This is a genomic window from Aliirhizobium wenxiniae (assembly GCF_019511445.1).
Classification (GTDB): Bacteria; Pseudomonadota; Alphaproteobacteria; order Rhizobiales; family Rhizobiaceae; genus Neorhizobium; species Neorhizobium wenxiniae_A.
In genome coordinates this window covers 335,091-354,671 of record NZ_JAEUAN010000005.1, presented here as the reverse complement: position 1 = coordinate 354,671, position 19,581 = coordinate 335,091, and the positions used below count along the sequence as shown (strand labels likewise).

General features: G+C 58.5%; 19 protein-coding genes and 3 tRNA genes. 11 read left to right on the top strand and 11 right to left on the bottom strand.

All coding sequences use genetic code 11. From position 1 onward, the window contains the following. From JNB91_RS09300 to JNB91_RS09290, 3 genes are all read right to left on the bottom strand, one after another. On the bottom strand, window positions 1-125 hold a 125-nt coding region (locus tag JNB91_RS09300; RefSeq protein ID WP_262928001.1), incomplete at its 3' end, for a GTP-binding protein. A 203-nt stretch (window positions 126-328) separates the two neighbouring features. Further along, window positions 329-402 (bottom strand) — tRNA-Gly (locus JNB91_RS09295). Window positions 403-431: 29 nt separating this feature from the next. Next, window positions 432-516: transfer RNA gene (locus JNB91_RS09290), tRNA-Tyr, on the bottom strand. 197 nt (window positions 517-713) lie between these two features. On the opposite strand from JNB91_RS09290, the gene rlmB reads away from it, so the two are divergent. From rlmB to cysQ, 3 genes are all read left to right on the top strand, one after another. Continuing rightward, complete coding sequence (gene rlmB / locus JNB91_RS09285; RefSeq protein ID WP_220325208.1) at window positions 714-1,592, top strand: 23S rRNA (guanosine(2251)-2'-O)-methyltransferase RlmB; 879 nt, start codon at window positions 714-716, stop codon at window positions 1,590-1,592. Window positions 1,593-1,685: 93 nt separating this feature from the next. Further along, the gene (locus tag JNB91_RS09280) at window positions 1,686-2,267 is read left to right on the top strand and encodes a DUF982 domain-containing protein (protein ID WP_220325207.1); all 582 of its coding nucleotides are present in this window, start codon (window positions 1,686-1,688) and stop codon (window positions 2,265-2,267) included. A gap of 158 nt (window positions 2,268-2,425) precedes the next feature. Beyond that, window positions 2,426-3,214 carry a 3'(2'),5'-bisphosphate nucleotidase CysQ gene (gene cysQ, locus JNB91_RS09275; protein WP_220325242.1) on the top strand — a complete coding sequence of 263 codons (789 nt, stop codon included), beginning with the start codon at window positions 2,426-2,428 and terminating at the stop codon, window positions 3,212-3,214. A 120-nt stretch (window positions 3,215-3,334) separates the two neighbouring features. Here the strand turns inward: cysQ and JNB91_RS09270 are convergent. Further along, window positions 3,335-3,410, bottom strand: a tRNA-Thr gene (locus JNB91_RS09270). A 68-nt stretch (window positions 3,411-3,478) separates the two neighbouring features. Here JNB91_RS09270 and JNB91_RS09265 point away from each other — a divergent pair. Next, window positions 3,479-3,715: a hypothetical protein gene (locus JNB91_RS09265; RefSeq protein WP_220325206.1), complete on the top strand. Its 237-nt coding sequence runs from the start codon at window positions 3,479-3,481 to the stop codon at window positions 3,713-3,715. Next, a complete protein-coding gene (locus JNB91_RS09260; protein ID WP_220325205.1) occupies window positions 3,666-4,439 on the top strand; it encodes an NAD kinase in 774 nt (257 codons plus the stop codon). Before JNB91_RS09265 ends, JNB91_RS09260 begins: the two co-directional genes overlap by 50 nt. A 95-nt stretch (window positions 4,440-4,534) precedes the next feature. Here JNB91_RS09260 and prfB read toward each other — a convergent pair. The 3 genes from prfB to JNB91_RS09245 form a co-directional block, all read right to left on the bottom strand. Continuing rightward, window positions 4,535-5,666, bottom strand: a protein-coding gene (prfB, locus tag JNB91_RS09255) for a peptide chain release factor 2 (RefSeq protein ID WP_220325204.1) whose coding sequence is annotated in 2 segments (ribosomal slippage) — window positions 4,535-5,596 and window positions 5,598-5,666 — 1,131 coding nt in all. Because the reading frame shifts where the segments join, the coding sequence is not laid out codon by codon here. 110 nt (window positions 5,667-5,776) lie between these two features. Then, window positions 5,777-8,248, bottom strand: a complete 2,472-nt coding sequence (locus tag JNB91_RS09250) for a penicillin-binding protein 1A (protein ID WP_220325203.1) — start codon at window positions 8,246-8,248, stop codon at window positions 5,777-5,779. Between the two features lie 262 nt (window positions 8,249-8,510). Further along, window positions 8,511-9,725, bottom strand: coding sequence for an N-acetylmuramoyl-L-alanine amidase (locus tag JNB91_RS09245; protein ID WP_220325202.1), 1,215 nt, complete (start codon window positions 9,723-9,725; stop codon window positions 8,511-8,513). A 651-nt stretch (window positions 9,726-10,376) separates the two neighbouring features. Between JNB91_RS09245 and JNB91_RS09240 the strand changes: the two genes are divergently transcribed. From JNB91_RS09240 to aat, 6 genes are all read left to right on the top strand, one after another. Continuing rightward, window positions 10,377-13,289, top strand: a complete 2,913-nt coding sequence (locus JNB91_RS09240) for an Rne/Rng family ribonuclease (RefSeq protein WP_220325201.1) — start codon at window positions 10,377-10,379, stop codon at window positions 13,287-13,289. Window positions 13,290-13,570: 281 nt separating this feature from the next. Beyond that, a complete protein-coding gene (locus tag JNB91_RS09235; RefSeq protein WP_220325200.1) occupies window positions 13,571-14,329 on the top strand; it encodes a DsbA family protein in 759 nt (252 codons plus the stop codon). Between the two features lie 140 nt (window positions 14,330-14,469). Further along, complete coding sequence (gene aroQ / locus JNB91_RS09230) at window positions 14,470-14,907, top strand: type II 3-dehydroquinate dehydratase (protein ID WP_148148021.1); 438 nt, start codon at window positions 14,470-14,472, stop codon at window positions 14,905-14,907. Window positions 14,908-14,936: 29 nt separating this feature from the next. Beyond that, window positions 14,937-15,404 carry an acetyl-CoA carboxylase biotin carboxyl carrier protein gene (accB, locus tag JNB91_RS09225; RefSeq protein ID WP_220325199.1) on the top strand — a complete coding sequence of 156 codons (468 nt, stop codon included), beginning with the start codon at window positions 14,937-14,939 and terminating at the stop codon, window positions 15,402-15,404. 10 nt (window positions 15,405-15,414) lie between these two features. After that, window positions 15,415-16,761, top strand: a complete 1,347-nt coding sequence (accC, locus tag JNB91_RS09220) for an acetyl-CoA carboxylase biotin carboxylase subunit (RefSeq protein WP_220325198.1) — start codon at window positions 15,415-15,417, stop codon at window positions 16,759-16,761. Window positions 16,762-16,919: 158 nt separating this feature from the next. Continuing rightward, window positions 16,920-17,537: a leucyl/phenylalanyl-tRNA--protein transferase gene (aat, locus tag JNB91_RS09215; protein WP_220325197.1), complete on the top strand. Its 618-nt coding sequence runs from the start codon at window positions 16,920-16,922 to the stop codon at window positions 17,535-17,537. 19 nt (window positions 17,538-17,556) lie between these two features. On the opposite strand, the gene JNB91_RS09210 is transcribed toward aat, so the two are convergent. The 4 genes from JNB91_RS09210 to JNB91_RS09195 all read right to left on the bottom strand — a co-directional run bounded on the left by JNB91_RS09210 (window position 17,557) and on the right by JNB91_RS09195 (window position 19,581). Next, window positions 17,557-17,988 (bottom strand): DUF2155 domain-containing protein, encoded by a 432-nt coding sequence (locus JNB91_RS09210; RefSeq protein WP_220325196.1) that lies wholly within the window; start codon window positions 17,986-17,988, stop codon window positions 17,557-17,559. Window positions 17,989-18,078: 90 nt separating this feature from the next. Further along, a complete protein-coding gene (locus tag JNB91_RS09205) occupies window positions 18,079-18,477 on the bottom strand; it encodes an NADH:ubiquinone oxidoreductase subunit NDUFA12 (protein WP_220325195.1) in 399 nt (132 codons plus the stop codon). Window positions 18,478-18,582: 105 nt separating this feature from the next. Next, the gene (locus JNB91_RS09200; RefSeq protein WP_220325194.1) at window positions 18,583-19,050 is read right to left on the bottom strand and encodes a GNAT family N-acetyltransferase; all 468 of its coding nucleotides are present in this window, start codon (window positions 19,048-19,050) and stop codon (window positions 18,583-18,585) included. A gap of 27 nt (window positions 19,051-19,077) precedes the next feature. After that, a complete protein-coding gene (locus JNB91_RS09195) occupies window positions 19,078-19,581 on the bottom strand; it encodes a GNAT family N-acetyltransferase (RefSeq protein WP_220325193.1) in 504 nt (167 codons plus the stop codon).

Sequence of the window (19,581 nt, the reverse complement as noted above, 5' to 3'; positions counted from 1 at the left end):
TACGCCTTGAATTCACCGAAAAACTTCGTGATCGCAGCCGTCAAAGACGTCTTGCCGTGGTCAACGTGACCGATCGTGCCGATGTTGACGTGAGGCTTATTGCGCTCAAACTTGCTCTTTGCCATTGAATGCTTCCTGTGAACATAGAGGTGGACCCGGAACCGGGTTTGGTGCAGCCGTTTAAGGCTTTCCACTAGAATGCGCAAGACATAATTACGGCGAGCCGGAGTACAAGGGCGAACGCGCGAAATCGCAGGCAAAACGCCACTCAAGCGACATTAACGACCGCTTTGCAGAGGTCTATCGCCAATATATCGGAAAGAAGAAGTGGAGCGGGTAGCGGGAATCGAACCCGCGTATTCAGCTTGGAAGGCTGCTGCTCTACCATTGAGCTATACCCGCGGTATGTTTGGTCCGATCCGGAAACAGAATGGTGGAGGGAGTTGGATTTGAACCAACGTAGGCTGAGCCAACGGATTTACAGTCCGTCCCCTTTAACCACTCGGGCATCCCTCCAGTATTCCGTCTGGATCGTGAGACCAAGTTCGTCAGACCCGGTAGCGTGTCGCCCCGTCGTCTGTGGCGGCTATATGACCGGCTCGTTTCCGTCTGTCAACACGACCTCATTGAAAAAATGACGAAAAAATTACGTTCTCCACCGAGCCACTTGCGGAAGGGCTTTGCGACAAGGGGGCTCGCCTATATAAGGCGGCATGAGCACAAAAGATCCCAAAGACAAATCCGCCCGCGACACCCATTACGCGACGCTGCGCCGTGCCGTGCGCGACCAGAAGCGCGAGCGCGGTGAAATCCCCACCCCGCAGCAACAGAGGCGTCCGAAGACCAACAAGGACTGGACGCCACCACAGTTGCAGCAGGATCAGGTCTTTCTCTATGGCCTGCATACGGTGCGCGCCGCGCTCGAAAATCCCGAACGCAAGCTGATCAAGCTTTCCGTCACCCAGAACGCGTTCCTGCGCCTGGATATCGGTGAATTCTCCGCCCAGCCTTTTCCGGTGGAGCTCGTATCGCCGCAGGATATCGACAAGGTGCTCGGTCCCGAAGCCATCCACCAGGGCGTGATGTTGGAAACGCGGCCGCTGCCGGTTCGCCGGCTTGATGCCCTTAAGGAGAGCCCTCTCCTTCTCGTGCTCGATCAGGTGACCGACCCACACAATGTCGGTGCGATCATGCGGTCTGCCGTAGCATTCGGCGCAGGCGCCATTATCACCACACAGAGACATAGTCCGACGGAATCCGGCGTGCTTGCCAAATCCGCGTCCGGCGCGCTCGAACTGATCCCCTATATTCAGATCACCAATCTCGCCGATGCACTCAATGAATTGCACAAACTCGGCTTCCGGACGATCGGTCTTGATTCGGAGGGGCCAGCTCCCCTGGAAGGAACGCTTGCGGGTGAGAAGATCGCGCTTGTGCTCGGCTCCGAGGGCAAAGGCATACGACAGAAGACCCGCGAAACAGTCTCGGCACTCGCAAGACTGGACATGCCGGGTGCCATCAAGTCGCTCAACGTATCCAATGCTGCAGCAATCGCGCTTTATGCGACCCGTCAGCATCTGGCGAAAGCCTGATCTCCAGCCTTCCGATATTAGCACGGCCTTATAAATCCATCTTCGCGCAAGCCTTCCGTGATCACATCCTAATATTGAGTTGGGGAGATGCGCATGGAAACAGGAGCATGGAAAAGTCCCGTTGTTATCGAAATGTATGGTCGGCCGGGAACGGTGATCGTCACGGGCACGCTTGATGCAGCGCTGATGCTGATTGGCGCGTGGCCGACAAAACGGACAGAATCGCATATCGCGGCGGTGCTCAGCTGCCGCGATGTGTTGGTCGGCCAGGCCGATGCAGGCCTTGCCCGCGTCAATTTCATCGAGGCGGCACTCGAGGCCGGTTATCGCATCGAACCCGAAACCTTCCTCAGCGACCGCTGGGATCTCACGCCTTCGCCAAACGAACCGGGCCGCCCCGCATTGGGACTGGCTGAACTCATACGCAAGCGCGCCATTGCTACCGTTGACCGGTACGCAGAAGACGAAACGGATATGGCGCATCAATCGGAGCCCGCAGAGATCGTCACAATCGAGCCGCTGGCGCGGATCCGGGAAACCCCGCCTCCCCGTCTTCGAGACCTCGTTGGTCGGCTTTTCAACCTGCTTGGCCTGATTGGACTGGAAATCGGCCGGTCGCTTGTCGCGCCTCTGAGCCTGTCTCCATCGCGGCGCGCCGACCGACAGGTTCAATAAAGCCCGGTTATTCGGTCGTCTCCGGGCAGGCCAATAAGATGACGGCAATTCATTGCGCCGCGCGGATGCGCTGGCTTTAGACTCCCCTCGCCCGCCAAATCGTGGCATGGGAATGGATCATGACGATCACCCAGCCCAAATCTCTACCGCAACAACCGATAGCCGCCATTTTCGAACGGGCTGCCCTTGAAGCCGGGCGCCCTATCCTTGCCATCTACAGGGCCGGGCCGAATGCGCGCTACAAGGCCGACGCGTCACCCGTCACCGAGGCGGACGAGCAGGCGGAGGCGGTCATTCTGGCAGCGTTGGAAAAACTTTGTCCGCACATTCCTATCGTTGCGGAAGAGCGGGCCGCGGCGGGTTGCATCCCTGATATAGCGAACAAGGCCTTCATTCTTGTCGACCCGCTCGACGGGACGAAGGAATTCATCAATGGCCATGACGATTTCACCGTCAATATCGCGTTGATCGAAGACGGTGCGCCTGTTTTGGGCTTCGTTTATGCACCGGCTCTCGGCATTGCCTACTCAGGCGACTCCGTGGGTGCACAGAAACTGTGGATCGACGAAAACTTCGAGGTCATTCGCCGTGAACCGATATACGCCCGCACAGTTTGCGCGCCAGACATAGCCGTGGCAAGCCGCTCACACAGATGCGCCGAAACCAACTTCTTTCTCGACCACTGCGGCGCGGCCGAGGTCCGAACCGTCGGATCATCGCTGAAATTCTGCCTGATAGCCGAAGGCGCTGCCGACATCTATCCCCGCTTCGGGCGCACCATGGAATGGGATACGGCAGCGGGCGACGCAATCCTCAGAGCCTCCGGCGGGATCACGGTCGATCTTAACGGGCTGCCATTGCGCTATGGGAAGACGGGTCGAACGGATTGCGCGGATTTCGCCAATCCGGATTTTATTGCTCGGTGTTCTCAGACGACGAAGGTTTGACAACAGCCTCTCTCGCACGAACAGAGATCACACTGCGGCGCCAGATCGCGGTTTTCGCCCAGCGCTATCGACAGCAGCCAGTCGAGAAACATCAAGAAAGAGATTGTCATCGGGAAAAAGTGGTGCCCCCGACAAGGTTCGAACTCGTGACCCCCTGATTACAAATCAGGTGCTCTACCAACTGAGCTACAAGGGCATCCACTGGGTGCGGGAATTACCATATTTTATTCTGCTGTAAAGCGAAAACGTCGCAGCCGGTCGGATTTGTCCAGTATCTTTAGCCGAGAGTGGACGGAGATGAAGGTCTGGCCGCTTGTCCATTCGCCGTCTTTTCCTGTACCACTGCTGCGCCTGCGGCTCATCGGCTTTCAGGCGATCGAAAATCCAGCAACGCCATTGAGGGTGCCTGCGGGCATCGTTTACGGCGACACCGTCAAAGGCCTGCCCGTTCATGCCCATATCCTGCGAGAAGCTGTGTTTTATCGCGTCCCCGGCACCTGAAGCCCAAGCCGCGTTTGAAGAGCTTGTCCGGCTTTACGGCAACCGGTCGATTGGTGACGCCGATGTCATCGTGGCGCTGGGCGGTGACGGTTTCATGCTGCAAACGCTGCACGAGACGATCACCAATGGCCCACGCGTCTACGGCATGAACCGCGGATCGGTCGGCTTCCTGATGAACGACTATCGCGTGGAAAATCTCCCGGAACGAATTGCCGTTGCGGTCGAGAACGAGTTTCATCCGCTGAAGATGACGGCAACGGACACGGACGGCGCCGTCTCGACGGCGCTTGCCATCAACGAGGTCTATCTGTTCCGCCAGTCCTATCAGGCCGCAAAGCTCAAGGTGGAGGTCGACGGCCGCGTCAGGCTCGACGAACTGATCTGCGACGGCGTGATGGTTGCCACGCCTGCGGGATCGACGGCCTATAATCTTTCCGCTCACGGGCCGATCCTGCCGCTCGAAGCGCCGCTTCTGGCAATGACGCCGGTCTCACCCTATCGGCCGCGGCGTTGGCGCGGTGCGCTTCTGCCCAATCATGTCTGCGTCGACATCAGCATTCTCGAACCGGAGAAGCGGCCCGTCAACGCAGTTGCCGACAATGCCGAGGTCAAGTCGGTGCTGCATGTGCGCATCGCCCAGTCCACTGAATTGACCGCCCGCATTCTCTCGGATCCCGACCATTCCTGGTCCGACCGCATTCTCGCAGAGCAGTTCAGCAACTGATTCGGTCTGGCTCTTTTTTCAGACGCAGCCACCACATCACTGAACAAACAAAAAAGCCGGACATTCGCCCGGCTTTTTTCTATTTGAATATCCGATCACTCGACGTCTGCAACATCGACATCCGGCTTGCCGCTGATGCGATGCGCCAGGGCGGCTTCCATGAACTCATTCAGTTCGCCATCCAAAACATCGTCCGGCGCAGTCGAGGAAACGCCCGTGCGCAGATCCTTGACCAGCTGGTAGGGCTGCAGAACGTAGGAACGGATCTGGTGGCCCCAGCCGATATCGCTCTTGGAAGCGGCTTCGGCGTTGGCGGCCTCTTCACGCTTCATCAGTTCGGCTTCGTACATGCGGGCACGCAGCATTTCCCATGCCTTGGCACGGTTCTTGTGCTGCGAACGTTCCTGCTGGCAGGACACCACGATACCGGTCGGGATGTGGGTGATACGCACGGCCGAGTCGGTGGTGTTGACGTGCTGACCGCCGGCACCCGACGCGCGATAGGTATCGATACGGCAATCGCTTTCGTTGACCTCGATGTTGATCGAGTCGTCGACGACCGGATAGACCCAGATCGACGAGAAAGACGTATGCCGGCGCGCGTTCGAATCGTAAGGCGAGATGCGGACGAGCCGATGCACACCCGATTCGGTCTTCATCCAGCCGAATGCATTATGTCCCTTGACGAGGATCGTCGCGGACTTGATGCCGGCTTCTTCACCGTCATGCATCTCGAGCAGTTCAACCTTGTAGCCTTGGCGTTCGGCCCAGCGGGTATACATGCGAAGCAGCATGTTCGCCCAGTCCTGGCTTTCAGTGCCACCGGCGCCCGAATGCACTTCGACATAGGTGTCGTTGGCATCCGCCTCGCCCGAAAGCATGGCCTCCACCTGACGGCGGGCAGCTTCGGCCTTCAGCGCCTTCAGCGCGTCTTCGGCATCCTTGACGATCGCTTCGTCGCCTTCTTCCTCACCAAGCTCGATGAGCTCGATATTGTCGGCGAGCTGCTGCTCCATCGTTTTCACGCCGCTCAGCGCCTCGTCGAGCTGCTGGCGCTCGCGCATCAGCTTCTGGGCTTCCTGTGCGTCGTTCCAGAGGGTTGGATCCTCTGCCTTGTTATTCAACCAGTCCAGTCTTCTTACAGCCTGGTCCCAGTCAAAGATGCCTCCTCAGCAGGCTTATGGCCTGCTTGATTTCGTCGACAACATTCAGCATTTCCGCGCGCATGGCGTGTTCTTCTCTCTCTGTGTGATCTGAGGGATTAAGATGCGATGGGACATAGTTGCGCCGGGGCCGGATGTAAAGACCGCCCCCGATCGCCAGACGTTTCGATCAGATCAGTAGAGACCCGATGCGCCCGAGGTAATGGCCTGCTGGGCCTGGGGCGACGAATCCAGAATCTGCTCCTGCGTCATGTATTCGCCCTCGCCGATGACCTGGAAGACGTCGGCCGGTCCGGTGCCGGGCTTGAAGGCCTCGACAATCGTGTCGGGCTCACCATCGAATGCCATCATGCCGGTCTTGCGGTTTACCGCGATGAAGTTCATGCCATCCGGCACCTGGAACTTTTCAGCCGGCATGCGCTTTGCAGCCTGTTCAAGGAAGGCTCCGAAGATCGGGGCTGCAAGACCACCGCCGGTCGCGCGGTTTCCGAGCGGAGCAGGCGTGTCGAAGCCCAGATAAAGGCCGGCCACGACGTTGGGCGTGAACCCGACGAACCAGGTGTCCTTCGCATCATTGGTGGTGCCCGTCTTGCCAGCGACCGAACGGTCCTTGACCGGGATCTTGCCGGCGGCACTGCCGCGCTGAACGACACCTTCCATCATCGAGGTGATCTGATAGGCCGTCATCGGGTCGAGAACCTGCTCGCGATTATCGACCAGAACCGGCTCTTCCTGATTGGCCCATTCGCTGGCATTGCAGCTTTCGCAGCCACGCTCTTCGTGGCGGAAGATCGTCTTGCCGTAGCGATCTTGAATACGGTCGATGACGGTCGGCTTGATCTGCTTGCCGCCATTGGCGATGACCGCATAGGCGGACACCATGCGCATCACGGTCGTTTCGCCGGAGCCGAGCGCCATCGGCAGATAGGGCTGCATCTTGTCATAGATGCCGAAACGCTCTGCATATTCGGCCACAAGATCCATGCCCATGTCCTGAGCAAGGCGCACGGTCATCTGGTTACGGGACTTTTCGATACCGGTGCGCAGCGTCGCCGGACCGGTGCCATCCTCTTCGCCGTAGTTGGACGGGCGCCACACCTGGTTGCCCGAGACAACCTCGATCGGCGCATCGAGAACAACTGATGCCGGCGTATAGCCATTGTCGAGAGCTGCCGCATAGACGAAGGGCTTGAAGGAAGACCCCGGCTGACGCATCGCCTGTGTGGCGCGGTTGAACTCCGATTGCGAATAGGAGAAACCGCCGACCATGGCCAGAACGCGGCCGGTATTCGGATCCATGGCGACGAAACCGCCCTGAACCTTCGGAGGCTGGCGCAGGCGATAGGCGCTACCGCCATCGTTCAGCGCCTCGACATAGATCACGTCACCGACTTTCAGGACACCATCAGGACTTTTTGCGGTCTTGCGCTCACCTGCAGCGTCCCGGTAGGCCCACTTCATGTCGTCGGCGGCAATCTTTCCGGTCTTGCGCTCCGGATTGGCTTTATCGCCGCTCTGGGATTCCAGACCGATTTCCACTTCGCTTGCCGAGACACTGAGCACGACGGCAATCGTCCACTCGGGAACGTCGCGCAATTCGGCAATCTTGTTGTCCGTGATACCCTTGCCAAGGGCCAGCGCCCAATCCGGCGAAGTTTCGATCGATGCCAGCGCACCATGGAAACCGCGACGCTCGTCATAGTCCAGCAAACCATTCTGCAGGACACGGCGGGCAATGACCTGAAGGTCAGGATCGAGTGAAGTCCGGACGGAAAGACCACCTTCGTAAAGCGCCTTGTCGCCGTAACGTTCGATAAGCTGGCGGCGAACGGCTTCGGAGAAATATTCCGATGCCGCGACAGTGCCGGAACCGCGGCGCGGCTTCACGCCAAGCGGCTGCGTTTTGGCTTCATCCGCATCGACCTGCGTGATGTAGCCATTTTCGGCCATACGATCGATGACCCAATCACGGCGCTCGATTGCTGCCTTCTCGTGGCGGAAGGGGTGGTAGTTGTTCGGCCCCTTGGGCAATGCGGCGAGATAAGCAGCCTCGGCAGTCGTCAGTTCGGTCACTGACTTGTCGAAATAGGTAAGCGCTGCACCGGCAATGCCGTAAGAGTTCAGTCCAAAGAAGATCTCGTTGAGATACAGTTCGAGAATCTTGTCCTTGGAATAGGCCTGCTCGATGCGGAAGGACAGGATTGCTTCCTTGATCTTGCGGTCCATGGTCTGGTCTGAGGACAGAAGGAAGTTCTTGGCCACCTGCTGGGTGATCGTGGAGGCGCCCTCGGGGCGACGGCCGGAACCGATATTCTGGATGTTGTTCAAGACCGCACGGGCAAGACCGAACGGATCGACGCCCGGATGGTTGTAGAAATTCTTGTCTTCTGCGGACAGAAAGGCAGCCTTGACGCGATCGGGAATGGCCTGGATCGGCAGGAACAGGCGCCGCTCGCGGGCATATTCAGCCATCAGCGCGCCATTTCCGGCATGAATGCGTGTCGCGACCGGCGGCTCGTAGGAAGCCAGCACCTCGTAGTCGGGCAAATCCTTGGTCATGCCACTCAAATAGATGGCAACGGCCGCAGCGACGCCCAGAAAGAGCACGCAGGCCAGTCCAAAGAAATATCCAATCAGTCTGATCATATCTGAGCTACCGTTCAGCTTTTTCTCGGCGCGAAAAGAACAATCGCACGCCAACAGGCCTTTTGCACGCCGTTTACGTCAGTGCAAGGGAGACCGGATCAACTCCGCGAAACCGGAGACCATGCGAAATCCATTACCGCGACCTGCTCTTCGAATGTGAGGAAAGTAGGGCTTTTCACAAGTAATTCCGTATCTTCGGCGCAGCCTGAGGCAATCGGGTAGCCGATGTGGCAATGCGGCCACGCCCTACCCCAACCCGGCCCTACCCGCCATTGGCGACGGACCGGCGGCGATATCGGTCGACGGCATCGGCCACGAGTGCAGCCACCTTCTTCCTCCACTCCTCATCAAGCAGGAGCTTTTCATCCTCCGCATTCGACAGAAAGCCCATTTCCAGCAAGACGGACGGAATATCCGGAGCGCGAAGAACCTGGAAATTGGCTTGCCGGTGCGGATTGTTGATCAAGCCGACCTGCCCCTCGAAGGATTTTACCACGTTGTCAGCCAGAGCCACAGAAAATGCCTGCGTCTCGCGACGGGTAAGGTCGAGCAGGATATCGGCCACTTCCGGTGGGCCGCTCTCGATACTGAAGCCCGCTAATTGGTCGGAGAGGTTTTCACGGGCCGCAAGGTTTTCAGCCATGCGGTCGGACGCCTTGTCGGACAAGGTATAGACGGTCGCCCCGCGGATATCCTTCTGCGCCAGCGTATCGGCATGAAGCGAAATGAAAAGGTCCGCATGTTTCTGCCGCGCGATGGTGACGCGCTGCGACAGCGACAGGAACGTGTCATCCTCGCGCGTCAGGAAGGCCTTTACACCATCGACCTTGTTGAGGCGCTCGGCAAGCAGGCGGGCGAATTCGAGCGTTACCGTCTTCTCCGGCGTCTTGGTCGTTGCGCCACTTGCGCCGGCATCGATACCGCCATGGCCGGCATCGACAGCAACCGTGAAAACACCATCCTCGACTACCGGATTGATATCCTGAGGCGGCACGGCCGCTGACGTGGTCCAATCCTGCGCCTTGAGCATTGCGGAAAACTGCTCCTTGGTGGTCATTTCAGCATCGAGCACCAGACGGAAGCCACGTTCCTCGTTCTTTTGAACTTCCGCCACCACAAGCTTGACCGGACGATTGACGGTGAAGACCATGCGGGCGCTATCGCTGTCCATCGTACCGTAGCGAATATCCTTGAAAAGGCCGCGTGGCGCGAGGTCGGATGCGGGAAAGCCGAAGGCTGCAGCCGATAGGTCGACGATAATGCGTTCAGGGCCATCGACATAGTGAATGACGAAATCGGGTTTCTGCTCGAAGTCGATGACGACACGGGTGCGGGCGTCATCGCCTGCGACCCTTGCGGCGAATGCAAGCACAGGCTGCTGCGAGGCGAAAGACATCGCGGGACCGGCGAGAACAGCAAGCATGACGAGCGGAATGATCCGGCGAGCGATTCGTCCAATTTTTGCGATCACATGCATGAGGCCGAGCTTGCCATTTGTTAGACCTTTATTCGACCTCAAGCGTATCTCGTCCCCAAATCTCTTGCACACCATCCGCCTCGCCAATGAAAGCCCCGCATTTCAGGCATTTCTGTTACAACGAACACGAATCGTGGCTTCTTACCCCACTTTCGATAAGGCGGCTAAATCCATCCACAATATGGCGGATACGGCTTTTCCCTTGCTATTGTGACAGATAAACCATACAACGCCAGTGAGGTTAGAGGGTTGACGGGATAGTGTGTCGATGGGCTGGCCAGCCTTGAAGGATCTGGCGCCAAGTACCGGCAAACATCCGCCGTCGCAACACTTTAAGCTTGCGTAATCGATCACTCCGGTCACGGCCGGAAAAATACCGGGTGGCTAGCCACCCACCGCTCGCATGGAGCACCCCATCGGATCTCAGGATCCAGTTATCGTCATTCTCGTTTGGTCCTTAATGTTGCGGCAAGTTTTTCAGATAACGGAAAGAAGGAAGAGGCCAAAGGCCTCGATGCCTTTCCCGTTGCCGTCTCGCATCGACCCGGCGGGATCACCTTTATCCGGCGTCATGACCGTTGTGCATAACGAGCCTGTCCTCGCGGCAGGCTTTCGTGCATTTGTACGGCGGCGCCGAGGAGCAGAAACTCAATGGCAGACAAAATGCTTATCGATGCGTCTCACGAAGAGGAGACGCGCGTAGTTGTCGTTCGCGGCAACCGCATCGAAGAATTCGATTTCGAATCGCAACACAAGAAGCAGATCCGCGGCAATATCTACCTCGCCAAGGTAACCCGCGTAGAGCCTTCGCTTCAGGCGGCTTTCGTAGATTACGGCGGCAACCGTCATGGTTTCCTCGCATTCGCGGAAATCCATCCCGACTATTACCAGATCCCGCTCGCGGACCGTCAGGCCCTGATGCAGCAGGAAGCTGAAGACCAGCGCAAGATCGCCGAGGCGGATTCCGCCGATCCGGTGGTCGACCTTGCCAACGAGGAACAGCCGGATGTCGGCATTGCAACGGCTGAAACGCCTGCAGTTGCAGCCGCAGAAACGGTAGAGGCAGCGGAAGCTCCCGCTGCAGAACCTGCCGCGGCAGAAGCCGAGCCTGAAAAGAAGGCCAAGCCGAAGCGCACCCGTTCGCGCAAGAAGGTCGTAGAGCCCGCTGCGGAAGAAGCTGTCGCCGAAACGGCTGAAAGCGCCCCTGCAGACGACGCCGACGATTCGACGCCTGAAAGCATGGCCGCAATGATCGACACCGATTCGATCTCCGAGGATGTCGATGCACGTCGTGGTCATGACAGCGACGATGACGACGATGATGACGACAACCACGAAAAGGAAGTCATCGAGTCCGTTGGCGCCGAAGACGCCATGGAAGAAGTGCCGGATCGCGTCGTGCGCAAGCCGCGCAAGCAGTATCGCATCCAGGAAGTCATCAAGCGTCGCCAGATCCTGCTCGTTCAGGTCGCCAAGGAAGAACGCGGCAACAAGGGTGCTGCCCTCACCACCTATCTGTCGCTGGCAGGCCGTTACTCGGTCCTGATGCCGAACACGGCGCGTGGCGGCGGCATTTCCCGCAAGATCACCCAGCCGCAGGACCGCAAGCGCCTGAAGGAAATCGCCAAGGAACTGGACGTGCCGCAGGGCATGGGCGTCATCCTGCGCACAGCCGGTGCCAACCGCACTCGCGTCGAAGTCAAGCGCGACTTCGAATACTTGATGCGTCTGTGGGAAAACGTCCGCACACTGACGCTGCAGTCGACCGCGCCTTGCCTCGTTTATGAAGAAGGCTCGCTGATCAAGCGCTCGATCCGTGACCTCTACAACAAGGATATCGGCGAGATCATCGTGTCCGGCGAAGACGGCTATCGTGAAGCGAAAGACTTCATGAAGATGCTTATGCCGAGCCACGCCAAGGTGGTTCAGCCTTACCGTGACCTGCACCCGATCTTTTCGCGCTCCGGCATCGAGGCGCAGCTCGACCGCATGCTGCAGCCGCAGGTGACACTGAAGTCCGGCGGCTACCTGATCATCAACCAGACCGAAGCGCTGGTTGCCGTCGACGTGAACTCCGGTCGTTCGACCCGCGAGCATTCGATCGAAGACACGGCATTGCAGACCAACCTCGAGGCCGCAGAAGAAGTTGCCCGTCAGCTTCGCCTGCGCGACCTTGCCGGCCTGATCGTCATCGACTTCATCGACATGGAAGAAAAGCGCAACAACCGCGCTGTCGAGAAGAAGCTGAAGGATTGCCTGAAGAACGACCGTGCCCGCATCCAGGTCGGCCGTATCTCGCATTTCGGTCTTCTCGAAATGTCGCGCCAGCGCATCCGCGCCTCGGTTCTCGAATCGACGACACAGATCTGCTCGCATTGCGGCGGCACGGGCCATGTCCGTTCGCAGTCCTCCGTTGCCCTGCACGTGCTGCGTGGCATCGAGGAATACCTGCTGAAAAACACCACGCATGACATCACCGTGCGCACCACCCCGGACATCGCGCTCTTCCTGCTGAACCATAAGCGCGGCACCGTGGTGGATTACGAAAACCGCTTCGGCGTTTCTATCTTCATCGAATCCGACGTCAGCATCGGCTCGACCCATTTTGCCATCGATCGCGGCGAAGCCGTCGAGAACCCGGTCAAGATCGAAAGCCTGATGCAGTTTGCCGCCATCCCGGTCGAGGAAGACGACGATGTCGTCATCGAGATGGAAGAGGACGAAGAAGAAAACGACCTCGAGCCAGCCAAGGCTGTCAGTAAGCCGGAACGTGCCGAAGGCGATGACCAGAACGGTCGCAAGCGCAAGCGTCGTCGTCGTCGTCGCAACCGCAATGGTGAGCGTAACGGCGATGCCCAGGCAGAGAATGGCAATGTCGAGCAGATCTCCGAAGACGCCGAAGATGGCGATGACGAGAGCGAGGATGATGCCGTCGAGACATCCGCTGACGTTGACGCTTCCGCCGATGCGGAAACCGACGAAAACGGCCGCCGCAAGCGCCGTCGTCGTGGCAAGCGCGGCGGACGTCGCAACCGCAATGGCGAAGAGGGTGTTGAAGCCAGCGTCGATAGCGATGCCGAGACCGTAGCCGATGATGCCGCTCCTGTGAGCGAGGTTGTCGAGGTCGTGGTTGAAGCTGCAGAACAGGCACCGGCAGAAACGGTTGCGGAAGCCGCACCGACAGAACCTGCCGCAGAGGTCGAGCCGCCGACCAAGCCGAAGCGTGCGCGTCGCAGCAAGAAGGCGATCGAAGCCGAAGCAGCAGCCGCTGCGGCAGCTGAGGCCGAAGTTGCACCGGTTGCGGAGGTCGTTGCCGAACCGGTTGAAGCTGCTCCTGCGGTAGAAACAAAGGCAGAAGAAGCAGTCGTCGAAGCTCCTGCGGTCGAAGCTGCAGCCACCGAAGAAAAAGAGGCAAAGCCGGCACGCGCCAACCGCGCCTCCAACATCTCCTCCTCGAGCGAGGCGGTGGTGAAGAGCTCCGACGTCAATCCTGCTCCGGAAGGCGAAGATGACGCGGCAAAGCCGAAAAAGGCCGGCTGGTGGCAGCGCCGCGGGTTCTTCTGAGAACTGCCGATATCGATCGAGAAAAATGGCCGCTGATGCGGCCATTTTTTTGCGCGTATCAACGCCGTCACTGTCAAAGTGATTCAGGAAATGCTTGCAAGCTACTGGATTTCATGTGGCAATACGTCTTCGTGACAGTCTCGTGTTTTACACAGATGTGAAGCCTTCCCCATGTCGCAATGAAGTTTTTCTGTTTCGCCTGTCCGCCATCTGCCTTAGCCTTGCCGCCGATGATATGCGGGTGACCGGAATTCGCGTCGCCAAGCTTCAAGAGGAATTTTATGACACGCCTGTTCAAAACGCTCGCCGCCGGCACGGTTCTGGCCGCCTCAATTGCCACCGCTCCTGCTGTCGCGCTCGACGACAACCAGAAGAAGGAAATGGGCGCGTTCATCCGCGAATACCTGATCCAGAACCCGGAAGTGATGATCGAGGTTCAAAATGCTCTGGAAGCCAAGCAGCAGGCCCAGCGCGTCGATCAGTCGACCAAGGCGGTCTCTGCCTACAAGGATGAGATCTTCTCGTCTCCCAACGACATCGTGCTCGGCAATCCCAAGGGCGACGTCACCGTGGTCGAGTTCTTCGATTACAATTGCGGCTACTGCAAGCGCGCCATGGGCGACATGGACGAGATTCTCGCCAAGGACAAGAATATCCGTTTCGTGCTGAAGGAATTCCCGATCCTCGGCCCCGATTCCATGGCGGCGCACAAGGTTGCGGATGCCGTACGCATCCTCGCGCCCGAGAAATATCCGGAATTCCACCGCGAGCTTCTTGTCGGTCAGGAACATGCGTCGGAAGCGACTGCTATTTCGGTCGCGACCGAACTCGGTGTCGACGAGGCTGCGATCCGCAAGACGATGACCGAAAAGCCGAATGACGACATCGTTCGCCAGGCCTATCAGCTGGCAAATGCGATTGGGATTACCGGCACGCCGACCTATATCGTGGGTGATGAGGCGGTGTTCGGCGCCGTTGGCCTGCAGCAGATCGAGGAAAAGGTCGGCAATGTCCGCTCCTGCGGCAAGGCAAGCTGCTGAGACAGGCCGGTTTTCAGACCTCTTCGACGAATCGCGAATCGATTAGTGGACCAGCGGCGTTTCGGCGCGGCAGGGGCTTTCCCTTGCCGCCCTACCGGTCTATAGGTGGCCGCTGAATTCGGATGGAACATAAGATCGGTATGAGCAAGACGATTTTCGTCCTCAATGGCCCCAACCTCAACATGCTGGGCAAAAGAGAGCCAGGCATCTATGGCGGGCAGACGCTGGATGACGTTAAGCAGCAATGCATTGCGGCGGGCAAGGAACTTGGTTTCGATGTCGATTTCCGGCAGAGCAACCATGAGGGCACGCTGATCGACTGGATTCACGAGGCCGGCGAGAAAGCCGTTGGCGTCGCCATCAATGCCGGTGCCTATACGCATACGTCTATCGCGCTTCATGATGCGATCAAGGCCGTATCGGTGCCAGTCATCGAACTGCACATCTCGAATGTTCATGCACGGGAAGAATTTCGCCATCACTCGATGATCGCACCGGCCGCCAAAGGCGTCATCTGCGGCTTCGGCACGGCGAGCTACATTCTGGCGCTGCATGCCTTGAAATACACAATCGCCTGACAAGATAGAACAGAACAATAGGGTTTGCCATGTCTGAGAAGAAGAACGGGATCGACAAGGGACTGATCCGCGACCTCGCTGACATCCTCAACGATACCGATCTCACCGAGATCGAAGTCGAACAGGATGATCTGCGCATCCGCGTTTCGCGCGCTTCGGCAACGCAGTACGTACAGGCTCCGATCGCAGCTGCTCCGGTTGCAGCCGCAGCACCGGTTGCCGCCGCTCCGGCCGCAGCAGCACCGGTCGCCGCCGCCGACAACAAGAACGCGGTCACCGCACCGATGGTCGGTACGGCTTACCTGTCGCCTGCTCCGGGCGCCAAGGCATTCATCGAAGTCGGCGCGACCGTCAAGGAAGGCCAGACACTGCTCATCATCGAAGCGATGAAGACCATGAACCAGATCCCCGCGCCGCGTTCCGGCAAGGTTGTTGAAATTCTGGTCAACGACGCGCAGCCCGTGGAATACGGTCAGCCGCTCGTCATCGTCGAGTAAGGCGCTTTTCATGATTTCCAAGATCCTCATAGCCAATCGCGGTGAGATCGCGCTGCGTGTCCTGAGAGCCGCCAAGGAACTCGGTATCGCAACGGTCGCCGTGCATTCCACGGCCGATGCGGACGCCATGCACGTCCGCCTCGCCGACGAGAGCGTGTGTATCGGCCCTCCGCCGTCGCGCGAAAGCTATCTCAACATCCACCAGATCGTTGCAGCCTGCGAGATCACCGGCGCTGACGCCGTGCATCCGGGCTACGGCTTCCTGTCGGAGAATGCCAAGTTCGCGGAAATCCTCGAAGCGCATGGCATTACCTTCATCGGCCCGACCGCCGAGCATATCCGCCTGATGGGTGACAAGATCACTGCCAAGCAGACGGCCGTCGATCTCGGCATCCCGGTCGTTCCGGGCTCCGAGGGCGAAGTCACGCCCGAAAACGCCATGGAAATCGCCAGGGAAATCGGTTTTCCGGTCCTGATCAAGGCGACGGCTGGCGGTGGTGGACGCGGTATGAAGGTCGCCAAGACCGAAGCCGACCTCGAAGAAGCCTTCAACACCGCCCGTACCGAAGCGCTGGCCGCGTTCGGCAACGGTGCCGTCTACATGGAAAAGTACCTCGGCAAGCCGCGGCACATCGAAATCCAGGTCGTCGGTGACGGTGAAGGCAATGCGATCCATCTCGGCGAACGCGACTGCTCGCTGCAGCGTCGCCACCAGAAGGTCTGGGAAGAAGCAAACTCCCCTGCCCTTACCGTTGAGCAGCGCATGAAGATCGGCCAGATCTGCGCCGACGCGATGAAGAAGATGAAGTATCGCGGTGCCGGTACGATCGAGTTCCTCTACGAAAACGGCGAGTTCTATTTCATCGAAATGAACACCCGCCTACAGGTGGAACACCCGATCACCGAGGCGATCACCAATATCGATCTCGTGCATGAGCAGATCCGTGTTGCTTCCGGCGACGGGCTTTCGGTTACCCAGGAAGAGATCCAGTTCCAGGGTCACGCGATCGAGTGCCGTATCAATGCCGAGGACCCGCGGACCTTCGTTCCCTCGCCCGGCACGATCACGCATTTCCATGCTCCGGGCGGCCTCGGCGTTCGCGTCGATTCGGGTGTCTATGCGGGCTACAAGATCCCGCCTTACTATGACAGCCTGATCGGCAAGCTGATCGTCCATGGCCGCACGCGCGAGGAATGCATCAAGCGCCTCGGTCGCGTGCTGGACGAATTCGTCGTCGACGGTATCAAGACAACGCTGCCGCTCTTCCAGGACCTGGTCAAGAACCCCGACATATTGAAGGGCGACTACGACATTCACTGGCTGGAAAACTATCTGGCCGGCGGCAACGAACACTGATTATAATAGACGCCCGGAGCACATCGTTCCGGGCGTCTTTCTATCTCATCCTTTCTGCGTCAAAGCCGATGCATAAAGGATGAGGCAGAAATGGATTATCTGCATCGTACTTTCCGAAAGCCGATACCGGCTTCAGGGTCGATGCCATAGGGAGCGAAATGGCAGGTCGGCGCGGCAGATATTACCCGGCAATCACACCGGACGTTCTGTTGCGAGCCTATTCGATAGGCCTGTTTCCGATGGCCGAAGCGGCCGATGATCCGGAGATCTTCTGGGTCGAGCCGGAAATGCGGGGCATCATCCCGCTAGACGATTTCCACGTCTCCAAAAGCCTTGCCAAGACCATCCGTAAAGCGCCATTCGAAATCCGTTTCGATACCGCATTCGATGACGTCATCGGCATGTGCGCACAATCCGCGCCCGACCGACCGAGCACGTGGATCAACGCCACCATTCGCCAACTTTATGGCGAGCTTCACCGCATGGGACATGCACACAGCGTCGAAGCCTGGGAAGACGGCGTTCTGGTGGGCGGTCTCTATGGCGTGTCGCTGGGTGCTGCCTTCTTTGGTGAAAGCATGTTCTCGCGGCGTACCGATGCTTCGAAGATCTGCCTCGTGCATCTGGTGGAACGATTGAACCGGAACGGTTTCAAACTGCTGGACACGCAGTTCACGACCGATCACCTGAAGACGTTCGGCGCGATCGATATTCCCAAGGACGAGTATCTGGTGCTGCTGCGTGATGCGGTCGATCGACCCCACCTGCCGTTTTAACCAACCAGCCTGATGCCAATCAGTTCGTGGCGTTCGAAGGTGCCGGGATATCCGACTGCGGCTTGCAGCCGGTCAGCCATACGTCATAGATCGGGTGCTCGACGGCATTGAGACCGGGGCTGTCGGCAAACATCCAGCCGGAGAAGATGCGGCGGATCTTGCGGTCGAGCGTAATTTCATCGACTTCGATAAAGCCGTCGATCTTCTGTGCTTCCGTGTCGTCGCGCGAGTAGCAGACCTTCGGCGTCACCTGCAATGCGCCATATTGCACCGTCTCATTGACATAGACATCGAAGGTGGTGATGCGGCCGGTGATCTTGTCGATGCCGGCGAAGACGGCAACAGGATTGGAAATACGCGCAGCGACAGCCTGTTCCGTGGCAAGCAGCGGTGCTGCTGCGATCAGCGCACCAAGAATGAGTTTGCGTGGAAAAGGCATTATCCGTGTCATATTCATCCCGTCTCGACCGCTTATGCGATCGATGACTAGATTGCGATTATGGCCAAATGACCATCGGTGTCTGGCCGGGCTGCGGCAGTCTCAGTTTCCGGGCGTCCAGGCGTCATAGTCGCCGGTTACGCGCGGACGCTCGCCGGCAGCTGCCATCGATCCCTTGGGACGGTAAGCGAGCGCGGAACCGGTAAGATTTTCCTTGTGCGGCTTCTGCCATTCGCGCGGCTTGTAGTCTTCCTGGGATGGCGGCACATCGGTGCGGTAATGCATCCAGCCGTGCCAGCCCGGAGGAATGGCCGAGGCTTCGGCATAACCCTTGTAGACAACCCAGCGCTTCGGTTTGCCCCAGGAAGCCATCGGGCCTTCATAATAGATGTTGCCCATCTCGTCTTCACCGACCTTCTTGCCATGGCGCCAGGTGAAGAAACGCGTCCCAATCGTCTGACCGTTCCACCAGGTGAATAACTGCAGCAGAAGTGCTTTCATGGGGTATTCCGTCGCTCTGACATGGTCGAATTGGACATTTGACGCCGAAAGATGGCTATCCTGCTTATGACGCCTGCCGCCGGTCCTGTCCAGCGATTCTAGGCCTCACGAGTGCTTGAGCTTCATCTTGAAGCCGGCATGGCTTTTTGCAAAGCCGAGACGCTCATAAAAGCGGTGGGCATCGGTACGGGCGATATTGGACGTGAGCTGCACCAGGCGGCAATCACGCCGTTTTGCCTCTTCCATCGCATAATCGATCATCTTCGCGCCTATGCCGCGACCGCGCATATCCGGCCGTGTCTGAACCGCTTCGATAATCATCGACAGCGATCCGCGTCCGGTCAGCGTGCGATTGAAAAGGATCTGGAAGGTGCCGACGATCTCGCCATCCAATTCGGCAACAAAAAGCTGCTCGTTGCCGGAGTGATCGATCATATGAAAGGCGCGCAGATAATCCTCGTAGGCGGATGGATCGGTCGTGTCGCCATGACCTCCTACATCGTCCGCCGAGAAGATGGCGATCAGGGCATTTAAGTCCTCCTCATGCGCCCTTCTGATGGTCAGTTCGCTCATTGGACTTGGCCTCCCCCTCGCCTCAAATCAGTTCTGCTGCAAACGCTTTTCCATGATGATGGCAGGTAGGCCGGAATTCGGCGCTCCCCACTCCTCCATCCGATCGACCTCGGAGAAACCAAGGCGCTCGTAAAAGGACATGGCGCGGACATTCGGAAGAGCAACCTCTACACGCATGATTTCCGCATCCGGGAAGCAGGTTTCCATCTCGGCAAACAGATCGCGACCGACACCTTCGTTCTGGCAGGAAGGGCGAACGTAGAGCTGATGCAGCATCACGGTCTTCGCCATTTTGGGATACATGGCCGCATAGGCGATGCCGCCAAGCTTGCGGCCATCATCGGCCACCAGAAACTCCCCGTCACGCTTACCGATGCGCGAGCGGATCGCATTCGCGGAATGCCAGCCGCTCACCATCTTGGCCACCTGATCCGATCCATAAAATGGATCGTAGGCGTCATGAAACGTCTCGCCTAAAAGGACGCGGATCTTTTCCACGTCCTCTTCTCCGGCGGTGCGGACGAAGAACAA